The 13,985-nt window shown below is 50.0% G+C and carries 15 protein-coding genes; 12 read left to right on the top strand and 3 right to left on the bottom strand.

The features are described from left to right. The first annotated feature begins 2 nt into the window (after positions 1-2). The 7 genes from AC4EHB_RS10005 to AC4EHB_RS09975 all read left to right on the top strand — a co-directional run bounded on the left by AC4EHB_RS10005 (position 3) and on the right by AC4EHB_RS09975 (position 8,179). Positions 3-1,373 carry an amidase gene (locus AC4EHB_RS10005; protein ID WP_490981363.1) on the top strand — a complete coding sequence of 457 codons (1,371 nt, stop codon included), beginning with the start codon at positions 3-5 and terminating at the stop codon, positions 1,371-1,373. 43 nt (positions 1,374-1,416) lie between these two features. Continuing rightward, a complete protein-coding gene (locus AC4EHB_RS10000; RefSeq protein WP_490981362.1) occupies positions 1,417-2,154 on the top strand; it encodes a creatininase family protein in 738 nt (245 codons plus the stop codon). Continuing rightward, positions 2,151-3,419, top strand: a complete 1,269-nt coding sequence (locus AC4EHB_RS09995; RefSeq protein ID WP_490981361.1) for a hypothetical protein — start codon at positions 2,151-2,153, stop codon at positions 3,417-3,419. Before AC4EHB_RS10000 ends, AC4EHB_RS09995 begins: the two co-directional genes overlap by 4 nt. A gap of 39 nt (positions 3,420-3,458) precedes the next feature. Beyond that, positions 3,459-5,189 carry a M28 family peptidase gene (locus tag AC4EHB_RS09990; protein WP_490981360.1) on the top strand — a complete coding sequence of 577 codons (1,731 nt, stop codon included), beginning with the start codon at positions 3,459-3,461 and terminating at the stop codon, positions 5,187-5,189. 186 nt (positions 5,190-5,375) lie between these two features. Next, positions 5,376-6,032, top strand: a complete 657-nt coding sequence (locus tag AC4EHB_RS09985; protein WP_490981359.1) for a potassium channel family protein — start codon at positions 5,376-5,378, stop codon at positions 6,030-6,032. A 141-nt stretch (positions 6,033-6,173) separates the two neighbouring features. After that, the gene (locus tag AC4EHB_RS09980; protein WP_490981358.1) at positions 6,174-6,830 is read left to right on the top strand and encodes a GntR family transcriptional regulator; all 657 of its coding nucleotides are present in this window, start codon (positions 6,174-6,176) and stop codon (positions 6,828-6,830) included. A gap of 2 nt (positions 6,831-6,832) precedes the next feature. Next, positions 6,833-8,179 (top strand): MmgE/PrpD family protein, encoded by a 1,347-nt coding sequence (locus AC4EHB_RS09975; RefSeq protein WP_490981357.1) that lies wholly within the window; start codon positions 6,833-6,835, stop codon positions 8,177-8,179. 49 nt (positions 8,180-8,228) lie between these two features. Here AC4EHB_RS09975 and AC4EHB_RS09970 read toward each other — a convergent pair whose 3' ends face one another. Next, positions 8,229-8,561 carry a hypothetical protein gene (locus AC4EHB_RS09970; protein ID WP_490981356.1) on the bottom strand — a complete coding sequence of 111 codons (333 nt, stop codon included), beginning with the start codon at positions 8,559-8,561 and terminating at the stop codon, positions 8,229-8,231. A 119-nt stretch (positions 8,562-8,680) separates the two neighbouring features. After that, the gene (locus tag AC4EHB_RS09965; RefSeq protein ID WP_490981355.1) at positions 8,681-9,037 is read right to left on the bottom strand and encodes a hypothetical protein; all 357 of its coding nucleotides are present in this window, start codon (positions 9,035-9,037) and stop codon (positions 8,681-8,683) included. Between the two features lie 131 nt (positions 9,038-9,168). On the opposite strand from AC4EHB_RS09965, the gene AC4EHB_RS09960 reads away from it, so the two are divergent. Together AC4EHB_RS09960 and AC4EHB_RS09955 are read left to right on the top strand one after the other, a co-directional pair. Beyond that, entirely contained in the window at positions 9,169-9,546 is a 378-nt protein-coding gene (locus tag AC4EHB_RS09960) for a DUF2179 domain-containing protein (RefSeq protein WP_490981354.1), read from the top strand. 138 nt (positions 9,547-9,684) lie between these two features. Beyond that, on the top strand, positions 9,685-9,921 hold the full coding sequence (locus AC4EHB_RS09955) for a hypothetical protein (protein WP_490975396.1): 237 nt from the start codon (positions 9,685-9,687) through the stop codon (positions 9,919-9,921). 58 nt (positions 9,922-9,979) lie between these two features. On the opposite strand, the gene AC4EHB_RS09950 is transcribed toward AC4EHB_RS09955, so the two are convergent. Beyond that, entirely contained in the window at positions 9,980-10,717 is a 738-nt protein-coding gene (locus AC4EHB_RS09950; protein ID WP_490981353.1) for an IclR family transcriptional regulator, read from the bottom strand. Positions 10,718-10,857: 140 nt separating this feature from the next. On the opposite strand from AC4EHB_RS09950, the gene AC4EHB_RS09945 reads away from it, so the two are divergent. Genes AC4EHB_RS09945 through AC4EHB_RS09935 form a run of 3 tightly spaced genes read left to right on the top strand, consistent with a single transcriptional unit; the run spans position 10,858 to position 13,982 of the window. Continuing rightward, on the top strand, positions 10,858-11,763 hold the full coding sequence (locus AC4EHB_RS09945) for a dimethylarginine dimethylaminohydrolase family protein (protein ID WP_490981352.1): 906 nt from the start codon (positions 10,858-10,860) through the stop codon (positions 11,761-11,763). Next, positions 11,756-12,517, top strand: coding sequence for a dimethylarginine dimethylaminohydrolase family protein (locus tag AC4EHB_RS09940; protein WP_490981351.1), 762 nt, complete (start codon positions 11,756-11,758; stop codon positions 12,515-12,517). Before AC4EHB_RS09945 ends, AC4EHB_RS09940 begins: the two co-directional genes overlap by 8 nt. Positions 12,518-12,563: 46 nt before the next feature. After that, complete coding sequence (locus AC4EHB_RS09935; protein ID WP_490975392.1) at positions 12,564-13,982, top strand: amino acid permease; 1,419 nt, start codon at positions 12,564-12,566, stop codon at positions 13,980-13,982. Positions 13,983-13,985: the final 3 nt, after the last annotated feature.

The raw sequence follows: 13,985 nt of genomic DNA, 5'->3' as shown, positions 1-13,985 counted from the left end.
CTATGGAGAATGTGCTGAACCTTTCAATTACCGAGCTTGCTGCTTTGTATCGCCAGAAAAAAGTGTCTCCGGTGGAAGTGGTGAAACTGTCCTTTGAACGCCAGGAAAAAATCGGGAAGGCATTGAATGCGTTTATAACGGTGACTGAGGAAACTGCGCTGCGCCAGGCAAAAAAAGCGGAAGAGGGATTTTTGGCGAACAAGCCAAGCCATCCGCTTGCGGGGATTCCGTATTCCGCTAAAGACTTATTTTATACGGAGGGAATCCGTACTACTTGTGCTTCCCATATCCTGAAAGATTTTGTGCCGGATTACAGTGCGACAGCCATCAGCAAGCTGGACGCAGCCGGTGCTGTCATGCTTGGAAAAACCAATATGCTTGAATTCGCTTATGGAATCGTCCACCCGGAATTCGGCAAGACGAACAATCCGTGGGGCCTTTCGAAAACGTCCGGTGGTTCATCTGGTGGATCGGCGGCTGCCGTTGCAAGCGGCATCGGTTATTTTTCACTTGGCTCGGATACCGGCGGATCTATCCGCATCCCCGCTTCCTATTGCGGGGTTGCCGGACTCAAACCGACGCGAGGGCTGGTGAGCGTGCACGGGGTCTTTCCATTAAGCGGGTCGCTCGACCACGCTGGGCCACTTGCCCGCAATGCGCTTGATGCGGCGCTGGTGCTAGAGGTGATTGCGGGCTTTGACCCGCAAGATCCCCATTCATTAACGGGTGGCTCCGGTGAAGTGGACATCAGCAATTTCAGTGCGTTGGACGCTAAGCACGTCGGCGTTCTGCCGGAGCGGCTTCTACGCGGACTTGCGCCTGAAGTGGCTCGCGTTTATCAGGAAACGCTGCAGCATGTCCGGTCGCTTGGCTGGCATATCGATGAGGTGGAAATTGAAGGATGGGCGCGGATGGAGGAAATCATCATGGCGGTGCTGCTGCCGGAAGCGGCGCAGATTCATCAGCAATGGCTTGGCCGAAAAGAGGAATACGCAAGTATGACGTATCGTCAGATCGAGCAGGGTATGGCTTCGAAAGCTGTTGATTACTTGAACGGCCAACGGGATCTGAAAGGTTTCACATCAGCCGTCTCAACCCTTTTCAACACATTTGACCTGTTATTGATGCCGACGGTGTCGTTTGCAGCCCTTGCGGAAGATCCGGTTATCGGCAGCGAAGAAGACGAGATGCTGTTCACAGGGCCTTTCAATATCAGCGGCCATCCGGCAGTATCAGTGAATATGGGTTTCACGGCCGATGGCTTGCCAGTAGGCATGCAGCTTGCCGCTCCGCATTTTCAGGACATTGAATTGCTGCGCGCCGCGCATCAGCTTGAAACGATGCGGAGCGCTCGGACGCCTAGCTTTGATTAAGAAATAGATCGAATGGCACAGAATGAAAGAAAGGAAGCGGCCTATGGATATGATGACAATGAATTTAAACGATTTTAAAGAACTTCAGAAAAGCATCAATACGGTGCTGATTCCGATTGGCATGATTGAAGCGCATGGACCACATTGTGCACTTGGCACGGATGTACTGATTCCAAGGGAATTCGTCAGGCGGCTCGAAGAAGAGGCTGGCGACAGGATTTTAATGGCGCCTGAAGTTGCGTATGGCCATTCCTGGGGGCTTGCGCCGTTTGCCGGAACGATTGATGTTCCTGGAGAAGTTTTCGGAAATTACGTTCTTGAAATTTGCAAAGGCTTTTACCAGAACGGATTCAGCAACATCATCTTGTTCAATGGCCACGGCGGCAATATTTCAAGCCTCGATCTTGTCACTGAAAAATTGGCGGACTTCGGGATCCGAACACTGACCATCAATTGGTATATCGATTATCGAGAAGACATCAAAGGGATTGCTCCGGATCCGGGCCATGCAGGCGAAGACGAAACGTCGATGGTCTTGGCGATCGATGAGCGGTATGCGTATACAGAAGGCGTCGGCAGCCATGAAATTCCCCTGGCCAAACGCTTCCGGTTTAAAGATGGCGGCGCCACGCTGTACCCGGAGGCCTTTTCTGGAAATGCTGGGGCAGCAACGGCTGATAAAGGGGAAAAACTTTACGCAATGATGGTGAAGTTAGTGCTCGAAGACATTAGCACATTATGGGACATTGAAATGCAGTACGAAAGGGGAAATGAAAGATGACCTTACGTTGGACTTCAGAACCGGTCGGAGAAGCGATAGTGGATATCGTTTTAAGCCTCAACGAACAGACCTTGAAAATGCATGATACGGAAACGGCGTCAGCCAGCTACAGCAGCGTCAAGCCTTCACTCCGGAACTTTGATGACATTGGACGCAAAATCGATGAGGTGGAGAAGGAAATCCAGGGGCTTGCAGGCCATCCGGGAAGGTATTTGCGGTCTATGGTCAATGCTTACCGCTATTTTGGCCGCAGCCTTCAAGGCGACGATTTGCCATATGCAGAATACATTGCCAATATCCAGGAATTGCCGGCCACACTTATCCCGGAAGAGACGATGGCTGGGCATCGCGAGCTTGTGGAAAAAGGGTTGGGGGAGCTCGGCTATAAAGGCAGCCTGCAAGAAAAAGCGCAAAGCTGGCTCGCAGAGACATTGATTGCGCCTGATAAAGTAATCGAAGTGGCAGAGTCGATGAAAGACAAAAGCAAAGAAGGAACATTAAAGCGGGTCATCGACTTGCCCGAAGGAGACGGATTGGATTACATCAAGTCGATCCAAGGAGTGTTCTGGAGCGGGTATTCCAAATATACTGGGAATTTTCGCGGCAATCTGACGTTCAATATTGACCGGCCATGGACAGAACCGGTGCTGGCGCAGATCATGGCGCATGAAGGCTATCCGGGCCATCAGGCATTTTACTGTCGCTGGGATTATCTGTTTCAGCAAGGCAAGCTGCCGATCGAAGCTTCTTATTACCTGATCAACAGCCCGACGAACGCGCTATTTGAAGGGGGGCCTGAAAGTGCGCTGCATTTCCTTGGATGGGATCGGGACGAAGAAGAAACCGAAGGGATCAGCCTCCAAACGAAGCGCCATTACAAGCTGGGGCGCGATTGGATCGACATGCAGCGAATGGCCATGACCAATGCCTGTTATCTGTTCAATGAAGGGAACATGAACAAAGAAGAAGCTATCGCTTATATGATGGAAAAAGGGATGCTAGGCCCCATCGAAGCGAATAATTGCTACCGGTTTTTCTCGCATCCCATTCAGAAAACCTATTATCCTTCCTATTATTACGGCCGTTGGATGGTAGGAAAAGGCTATGATTCGGTTGCAAAAGAACAGCGGGCGGAGTTTTTCAAGATTCTTTATGATACGCCGCATACAACCAATACGTTTATCGATGCCGTCAGTGATTTGAGCGGCAACCGCTTTCAGCCGTTTGAACAAGTTAAGACTGCGGCAAAGGATTTTGTCCTATAGCAAAACGAGGCATGTCACCGCCGGAAAAGGAGGTTTTCTATGGTTGTCGAGTTGAATAAAACACACCTGGATTTGAGTAGTGCGGTATCGGCCGCAAAATTGATGGCGTTTACGGCAGAAATTGCCAAAGAAGTTCGGCTCTCCGGTTCGCCAGAAGAGCTGCGCGCGTTCCAATACGTAAAGGGCGAGCTGGATGCTCTGGGGATTGAAACCGCTTTGAGCTTTCATGACGGCTTTATCAGTTTGCCGTTGTCGGCAGAATTGCAGGCAGGCGGCATGGAGTTTCCATGCATCACCCATTCGATGTCCACATCGACCGGAAACGAGGGGCTTAGCGGAGAGCTGCTTTATGTGAAAGAGCTCGCCTCTGGCATGGAGACAGCCGGAAAAGTGGTTCTGACGGAAGGAATTGCAACGCCGGGTGGGGTGGAAATGCTGGAGCAAGCAGGAGCGATTGCCGGAGTTTTCATCAACGGGTCCATCACCCACGAAATGACGGTATCCCGGGTCTGGGGCAATCCGACACCGGAGACGAAAAAAGAGTTTCCGAAAATTCCGGTGCTTTCCATCACGGAAAAAGAAGGATCCCAATTGCTCGGGCAACTGGCCCGATCCGGTGAACCGGTGAAAGTCTGGCTAAAAACGGAAGTCGATACCGGCTGGCGTAAAATTCCTACGTTAATAGCAGACATCAAAGGTGAAATAGAACCGGAAAAATTCGTGTTGTTCAGCAGCCATATCGATTCCTGGCATTATGGCGCAATGGACAACGCCAGCGCCAATGCAGCATTGCTTGAAACGGCAAGGGTTCTAATGAGCCAGCCATTGCCGCTGCGCCGGACTCTGCGCTTGGCGTTTTGGTCAGGGCATTCCCACGGCCGCTATTCAGGATCAGCCTATTATTGCGACAGCCACTGGGAAGAGCTGCATGAACATTGCCTGTTGCATGTCTATGCAGATTCTTTGGGGGGAAAGGGGGCGCAAATCCTTGGCGAAAGCAACTGCATGGCCGAAACACGCGATTACGGCGGCTCGTTCGTCGAAGCACTGACAGGCGAAGCTTTTATCGGCAAGCGCTTTGGAAGGGGGGGCGATCAATCTTTCTGGGGGCCGGGAGTTCCCGCGGTGTTCATGGGTCTTTCCGAACAGCCTCAAACTGACGATGCAGCGTCGCGAACGTTAGTGAAGCTTTTCGGCGGAATCAAATCCGGAGGCTTCGGCTGGTGGTGGCATACTGTGGAAGATACGCTCGACAAGCTCGACCCTGAAAACCTGCGCCGAGATTGCCAAGTTTACGTGTCACTGATCTACGATTCCTGTTCGCGCAAAGTGATGGCGCTCAATCATGCCGCAGGCGCCGCTGAAATCGCAGCGGCATTGGAGGGCTATGCAGGGATGGCGAAAGGGCAGCTGGATTTGTCGATAGCCTTGGAACGTGCTAAAAAGCTCCAAGCACTGGGGGCACAGCTCAACAAACTAGCTGACCGGAAAGAATGGGAAGACGGCGAAGCAAAAAAATTCAATCAATCAATGCTCACGATTTCCCATGAATTGATTCCGCTGAGTTACGTCAGCGGCGATCTTTTCGAGCAGGACCTGGCGGTGAATCTGCCAACCGTGCCGTTGTTGAAAGATATCCGGCGGCTGTCGGAAACCGATCCGGGGAGCCCGGAAGCACTTGAATGGCAGACTTTGCTGAAAAGGCGGCTCAATAAAGTCGAATTCGCTCTTTTAAAAGCAATGCGGATTGCCGAATCGCTGTTGGAATAATGGGCGCAAAGAGAGGATGTCTGCGCATAGGCGCGAACATCCTCTCTTTAACTGTGTATTGGCAAAATTAACTGTGTTTCACCCTTGGTGTGCAAAGAATAGATGCCATTTGACAATAGAGGCTCGCAGGGGTAGATTTTAGCTATTAGGCATGATTGAAGGATAGCGCAGAAAGAGGGAATTAAAGTGAAAAAACAAGTCGTGGTAATTGGCCTTGGCCGTTTTGGCAGCAGTGTGTGCCAAGAGCTTTATAAAATGGGCCATGAAGTGCTGGCAATCGATTCGAAAATGGAGAGAGTGGATGCGAACCGTGATCATTCTTCCCATGCTGTCATTGCCAACGCGACGGATGAAAGCGAATTGAAAGCGCTTGGTGTGCGGAATTTCGACAACGCCATTGTCGCCATCGGGGATGATCTTCAGGCGAGCGTGCTTTGCACATTGATGTTGAAAGAGATTGGCGTTTCGAAGGTATGGGTGAAGGCCCGCGACCTGCAGCATCAGAAAATCCTTGAAAAAGTAGGTGCTGACCGGGTCATCCAGCCGGAATATGAAATGGGTGTCCGCGTCGCGCATCATATGGATTCGGAAAAAATCATCGACTATATCGATTTGTCGAAGGATTACAGCATCCAGGAATTGACTGCATCAGGCAAAATTGCGAACCGTACATTGGCGAAGCTTAATTTGCGGGAGCGCTACAAGATCATTGTACTTGCGATTAAACGCCAAGAAGATGTCAATATTGCTCCTGTGCCGAATGATGAGGTGCAAGAAAACGACGTTCTTATTGTCATGGGGCATCGGGATGACCTGAAGCGCTTCGAAGAAAAAGGCATTTAACTGAACTACTCAACCACCGTTCCCGTGAACGGTGGTTTTTTATTTGGTATACAATATAGATTATTTATTGCTAAATAATAATTAAAAGTCTATAATTCTGTTAATATGGTATACCATTTGAATGGGAGGTAGGACCGCGCAATGATGGAAATGACCAATGTGAAAAAGAATTTCGTTTATGAATATCTCTATAATGCCATTCGGACCGGCGACATCCTGCCCGGACAGACGCTGACGGAACGGGGCTTGGCCGAAAAAATTGGCGTCAGCCGCACACCGGTGCGGGAAGCGATTCGTAAGCTTGAAGAGCAGGGCATCGTTACGCATGAGCCGCATAAAGGCGTCAAGGTCATCACGCTGTCGGTCGACAAAGTGGCGCAGCTGTATGATGTGCGCGAATTGCTGGAAGGGCTCGCGGCACGGAAACTGGCGGAACGCCATACGCCGGAAGGGATCAGCGAACTGAGTGGGCTTATCGATGAAGCGGAAAAGAGAGCAGTGGCGAACCATGTGCATGAACTGGCGCGCATCAATTCGGAGTTTCACCTGTCTCTGGCGCGGTTGTCGGGCAATGTCTATCTCGAAGCCATTATGAACATGCTGCAGACGCAGATCGGTTTGATGATGTCGGCTTCGCTGTCGACATCCGGCCGGCCGCTGCAGAATATCAGCGAGCATAAGATGCTGATTGACGCGATTCGTTCAGGGGACGGAGAGTTTGCCGAAAGCATCGCCAAACACCACGTACGGAATGCGCGCGAACACGCAATGCAAAAATTGACAGAGGGCGGGGAATAGAAATGGTGACAAAACAATTGGTGGAAAATATCCTGAAGACGAAAATGGAGGATATCCCGGAAGAAGTCAAAATTCATGGCAAAAAAAGTTTGTACAATTGGATGGGCGTGGCAATCGGCGCTGCTCATCATCCATCGGTCGATATGGTGCTTGGCTTGAAAGAAGACATCCAATCGGCGGAACAAGTCTCGATTTTCGGCCGTACGGAAAAAACCGATTTGCTGCTGGCCTCTTTGATCAATGGCATGTCTTCCCATATTTTCGATTACGACGACACGCATCTCGATACAATCCACCATCCGAGCGGACCGGTGGCGCCTGTCGTTTTGGTGCTTGCTGAAAAAATGAAACTGTCCGGCGAAGAGGTGCTGCATGCGTTCATTTTAGGATGCGAAGCGGAACTGCGCATCGCGAACGCCGTGTACCCAAGCCATTATCATTTGGGCTACCACATCACCAGTTCGACAGGTGTCTTTGGTGCTGCAGCGGCGGCGGGAATCTTGCTGGAGCTGGATGCCGAACAGATGGCATGGGCGCTTGGCATCGCCGGCACCCAATCGTTCGGCTTGCGCGAGATGTTCGGCACGATGACAAAGCCGTTCCATCCCGGAAAGGCTGCACAGAATGGGCTGATGGCGGCATTGCTCGCCAAGAAGAACTTCACTAGCTCTACAGAAGTGCTGGAAGCGAAACGCGGGTTTGCCAACGTCTTGGCGCCAAAGCATGATTTATCGAAAGTGAATGTGGCATGGGGCACTGAATGGGAATTGCTGAAAAACGCATTCAAGCCGTATGCGTGCGGTATCGTGCTCCATCCTTCGATTGATGCTTGTATCGCACTCGGCAAACAAGTGAAAGCGGAAGAAGTCGAGCGCATCGAGCTGACCGTCAATCCGTACGTTTTGGAGCTGACAGGGAAACCGACGCCGCCGACAGGGCTCGCCGGCAAATTCAGTATTTACCACACTGCTGCTGTCGCGTTCTTGGAAGGCGATGCAGGGGAAGCGCAATATTCGGACGCCAGTGTCCACAATCCGGAAGTCGTGGCGTTCCGCAGCAAAATCCAGCCGCAGGTTGATGCCGCTGTGAAAGAAGAGGAAGTGCATGCGGTAGCTTACCTGAAGGATGGGAGAACAATCGCCCATACGGTGAAAAACGCTACAGGCAGCATTGAAAATCCGATGGACGACACTGCATTGGAGCGTAAATTCAATCGATTGGTCCACGCCATCATTGGCGAAGAAGCGGCGAAAGCTTTGCGGGAAGCGATGTACAGTCTGGACGAACTGGAAAATCTGGATGACTTGATCGCATTGACGAAAGGGAAAGCGGAGAGAATATTGAATTGATAAACAAAGCCGGTTCCCAGGATGGAGAACCGGCTTTGTTTATGAACCCTTAAAAATCGAAGTCCACTTCGACGAAATATTCATTTACCCCGACGCCTCCTTCATAAAAGGGCAAAGTAATCCCTTCGTTGTCCCCGTGGAACGACAATGTTCCGATAGGCTCCGGGAGCTCCCACGTATGGGTTTCTTCACGGTTGGCATTGTTAATCAAATCAACGAACGCCTCAATTTCACGGGCTTCACTTGCTTCATGAACAAGCTCGCCGCCTTGGGTAATTTCCATACGGCTATACTCGCCTTCAAGCAAAGGAGGTCCATTGCAGCCGGAAAGCAGCGGCAGCAGAACCAATAGTAACAATGTATATAAAATAATCTTTTTCACGCAATCGCCTCTTCCCCCTGGTATTCCCATCATATTCCAATTGGAATTCACTTACAAACATAAATTAAATTCTTTGGGAAAAAGGAAAAGGGCTTCCCGATAAAGGGAGCCCTTTTTGATTAAAATGCGTATTGGAACAAGCCGTAATACAGAGGCCCTAAGAAAAGGGCGGTCGACAGCGCGACGAAAAACGTGCCGGTCGGACCCGCGACTTCCTCGCGCTCATGCTCAAACTGCTTTTTCAGTTTGAATGCAAAAATGATATCCCAGGCGAGGCCGCCGAAAAAGACGAACTTCCAGACGATCGGTTCGAAAATCTGGTTTTGGGTGACAAAGCCGAACAAGCCGATCCACGTGATTACGGAAACAACTAGGTCAAACTTGACCGGAAAATTCAACGGTCCGCTGTGTATGATGAAGCCGACAGTCGCAGTGCCGAGAAAAGCTGCATAGATAAACCAAAAAATTTGTTCCATTCATTAAAACCTACTTTTTTCAGACTCTCCCCATTATAAAAGAAATAGAAGGAGAAAGAAAAGCTTTTACCGAAATCCAGCCGGATAAAACAAGAAATCAGCGCCCTTACGCTTGCTGGGCAGATTCGGTTTTGCTGAGGCTGATGATCGTCCTTGATAACCTGGATGACCCTGTGAACATTGCCGCCTATTGTGCCGGCTGGGGCCTCGGGGTCTACCTTGGAGGAATCATTGAAAATCGTATGGTGCTCGGCTATATCGTCTTCGACATCATTGTGGATGCCCATGAATCCAATCTGCCCGTGCTGATAAGAGAGAAAGGCTACGGCGTCACTGCATGGCCGGCTGAAGGGAAAGACGGGCTGCGGATGTGCATGAAGGTATTGGCCAAACGGAAAAACGAGCAGAAACTGCGCGATTTTGTGACCGGACAATCGCCAAAAGCCTTTATCATTTCCTACGAGCCAAACCGATATAACGGCGGATTTCTCACGAATCCTATCAAATAAAGTGGCTGGATCAATAAAAGAGCATGAAATTTTGGAACAGGCGCGATTGTGCCTGCTCTTTTCATTGGCCAGCCGCTATAATGGAGGAAACGAGACGAAAAACCATTCGCCGTTTAGAATCTGTCAGGGGGTGCAGTTATGGGGACAAAAAGCCACGGCCTGAAACACGGATGGACATTGATCGCGGACAAATCATTCAAACTGTTCTCCAACGCCAATGCCTATATCCTAGTTGATTTTGAGCACGACACAGTGCTCCATTTCAATGTCACCGATTCCGAGCTGGAAGTGGTTTCCGCAAACTGGGGGCTGCGCTTTAAAGTGATCCTCGGCTTCAAGACGATTAAGATCCTGGAAGTTTCAGAAGAAGAATAAAATCAAAAAAGGGCTTTCCGGAAAACCGGAGAGCCCTTTTTCTATGATTTAGTGAAACTTATCCTCTATAGCCAAGTTTAATGGAAATCCGCTGGCCGGTTTCTTTCGCCTGGGTAATCAGGTAATCTAGCCGTTCCTCAGTAAGCGTGTAACTGACAACCCCGATGCTGAGTGCTCCCTGGACTTTGCCAAAACGATTCAGAATCGGCACCCCGACAGAAGAAGTTCCTTCCGTCCGCTCGCTATGGCTGATAGCATAACCTTGTTCCAGGATTTGTTCCAACAGGTGCCGGAATGCGGACTGCTCTTCCTTCGGAATACATGCGTTGAGAATTTTCTTCGTATCGCCATTTGGCATATACGCGAGCATGGATTTATTGGCCGCTCCGATGTGCATGGGAATGCGGGAGCCGAGCTTGTCGTAGACCCGGATGGCATGGTTCTCATTGTCGATCCGTTCAGTGATGAGCGATTCATTCCCCATTGGCTGGCTCAAGTAGACACTTTCACCGGTCAATTCCGCCAGGTGCACCAATTCCGGCCGGATGGTGCTGACGTAATCGATTGTATCGTACATATGTAAGCCGTATTCCAGCCAGATGTTGCCGAGGTTATATCGCTTTGTCCTGTCATCCTGATGGATCATTCCATGAACCGCCATCGCTTTTAAGATACGGTGCATCGAGCTTACCGGAAGCCCGCATTCATTGGCAAGTTCCGTGATGGATAAGCCATCTTCCGAGGAGCTTGCTACCAATAATTTTACAATACCCATAGCCCGGTCAATTGACTGCATAATTCACACCAATCCTTTAGAAAATAAAGTTGTTGGAACATTTAAAACTTATTGACATTATACCATGGTTATCTTATATTACTAAAAATATCTTTTCGTAATGTGGAATGCTTTTCCACTATGCGGAAAAGGAGGCAATCATGAAATACAGTTCATCTATGTACCAGCCGCTCGAAAAAGTTATTGTCAAACATCCTGAAGATGCGTTCATCAGTCAGAAGCATATTCAAGAAGAATGGCAAAAACTCAATTATCTCTCCGAACCTGATTTCGAAGAAGCCAGGAAAGAGTATGCCGAGTTTATAGCGCTGCTGGAGCAGCATGTGGCGTCCATCGAGTACTTGCCGAAGTCAGAGGACGTCAGCATGGATTCCATCTACGCACACGACCCGGTGAAATTCACGCCGGATGGGGCGATCCTCCTGAAATCCGGTAAAGCCTTGCGGCAGCCGGAAGCGGAGGTCTATAAGAAGTTCCTCGCAGAAAAAGAAATTCCGATCATTGGGGAACTGACCGGGGAAGCGACATCGGACGGCGGCGACATTGTCTGGTTCGATGACCGGGTGCTGGCAATTGGAAACGGTTACAGAACCAATGCGGAAGCGATCCGCCAGATCAAAGAAATGACGGCGCATCTCGTCGATGAGTTTATTGAAGTCCAGCTACCGCATGCAGACGGGGAGGAGGAATGCCTCCATTTGATGTCATTCATCAGCATGGTCGATAAAGACCTGGCCGTCGTCTACTCGCCGCTCATGCCAGTCGCATTTCGAAAGCTGCTGCTGTCGCGGGGCATAGAACTCATTGAAGTGCCGAAAATGGAATACGACCTTCTAGGCTGCAATGTGCTGGCGGTGGCGCCGCGCGTCTGCATCATGGTGGCAGGCAATGAATCCACCAAACAACAGCTGCAAAGAGCAGGCGCAACGGTATACGAATACAAAGGCGAAGAAATCAGCATCAAAGGAACCGGCGGGCCTACCTGCTTGACAAGCCCAGCAGTAAGAATGCCGATAAAAGAGAAAAGGGGATTGACGCATGTTTAAAAATGTCATCGTAAAAACACCAGGAAAAAGCTATGTCAACGGATTAACCACTTCAGATCTTGGCAAACCGGACTATGGGCGCCTGCTTGAACAGCATGCCGCTTACGTCGAAGCGCTGAAAGCCTGCGGCGTCGAAGTTACGCACTTGGCTGAAAGCGAAGAATATCCCGATTCGACGTTCGTCGAAGATGCAGCGGTTGTGACGCCGGAATTTGCGATTATCACAAATCCGGGGGCGGAGAGCCGCAATGGCGAAAAAGAGGAAATCGAAACAGTGCTGAAAAATTTCTACTCGAAATTCCACTACATCACATCACCCGGAACGCTTGATGGAGGCGATGTTTTGCAGGTGGACAAGCATTTTTATGTCGGCATTTCAGAACGCACCAACCGCGAGGGGGCAGAGCAATTCAAAAACCTTGTCGAAACGGAAGGTTACACGGCCACAGTGGTAGAGTTGCAGGAATTTTTCCACTTGAAAACAGGTATCGCTTACCTTGGCAACAATACGATTGCCGCGGCTGGGGAATTTTTAGGCAATCCGGATTTTGCAAAGTATGAAAAAGTGGAAATTCCTGATGCAGACGAATATTCTGCGAACTGCATCAAAGTCAATGAGTACGTCATCATTCCAAAAGGCTTTGAAGACACGAAGCGGAAACTTGAAGAACGCGGTCTGGAGACCATCGAACTTGAAATGTCGGAATTCCAGAAGCATGACGGCGGCCTGAGCTGCTTGTCGCTGCGGTTTTAAGAATCAATAAGGGGTGCAAGAAAACATTGGGGGAAGGGGAATGTAAATGATTAAAACACCGGAAGTGCCGGCTGCAAACCAGTTGAACCGTTCCATGAAAAGCCGCCATCTGTTCATGCTTTCGCTTGGAGGCGTCATCGGCACAGGATTGTTTTTAAATGTAGGGTATACGATCAACCAGTCCGGAGCAGGAGGGGCGTTGATCGGCTATCTGATCGGCGGCCTGATTTTGTACATGGTCATGGTCTGCTTAGGGGAATTGGCCGTCCACATGCCAGTCACCGGTTCTTTTCAGACATATGCATCGAAATATATCAGTCCGTCTGCCGGCTTTTCATTAGGCTGGATGTACTTTGTCGGATCAGCTGCCACAGCGGGGGTTGAATTCACCGCTGCCGGCATTTTGATGAAATACTGGTTCCCGGAAACACCGGTCTGGATCTGGTGTGCCATCTTCGTGGTTCTCCTATTCATGCTGAACGCTTTGACGACAAGAGGGTTCGCTGAAGCGGAATTCTGGTTTGCCGGCATTAAAGTAGTAGCGCTTCTGCTGTTTATCGTGATTGGCGCAGCCGCTATTTTCGGGCTCATTCCGCTTGCGGACCGACCGGCGCCGTTCATGGAAAACCTGGCTCCGACAGGTTTGTTCCCCGCTGGCATCGCCATTATTTTTGTCACGATGATGAACGTCATTTTCTCCTATCAAGGATCAGAGCTGGTAGGAATTGCTGCAGGGGAAACGGAAAATCCGGAAAAGAACATCCCGAAAGCTATCCGCAATATCCTGTTCCGCATCATTGTCTTCTATATCGCTTCCATCATTATCCTATCGGCTATTTTCCCTGCTTCAGAGCTTGGGCTATTGGCCAGCCCGTTCGTTACGCTGATGGAAGTGGTGGGGATTCCGTATGCAGGAGGCATCATGAACTTTGTCATCCTGACAGCTATCCTATCTGTCGGCAACTCCTGCCTGTATGCTTCGACCCGTCTGCTATGGGCGATGGCCAATGAAGGCATGGCGCCGCGGATTTTCAGTACGCTGACCAAGCGGAAAGTCCCGCTTGCGGCATTGATTTTCACTATGCTGTTTTCACTGCTGTCGCTTTTGACCAGCGTCATGGAGGCGGATACGGTGTTCATCCTGCTGATGTCGATCGCCGGCATTTCAGTAACGATTTCTTGGATGGGGATTGCGGCTTCCCAATTGATGTTCCGCTACCGCTATGTAAAAGCGGGAGGGAATACAGCGGATCTAAAATACAAAGTGCCGTTCTATCCATTCGTACCGATCTTCTGCATCGCTTTTTGCCTGCTCATTCTCGGGTTTCTGGCTTTTGATCCAACGCAGAGAATCGGACTGCTATACGGCGTCGGCTTTTTCGTCGCCTGCATGATCTTCTATAAAGTGAAACTTGAAAAAAGAAACACTGCTCAGGCAGAAGTGGAATTGGAACCGGTCAAATAAGGA

It is taken from the genome of Planococcus sp. TJ-302 (genome assembly GCF_058268455.1).
Note: the sequence above shows the minus strand (reverse complement) of the source record. Positions and strands in the feature narration are given on the sequence as shown.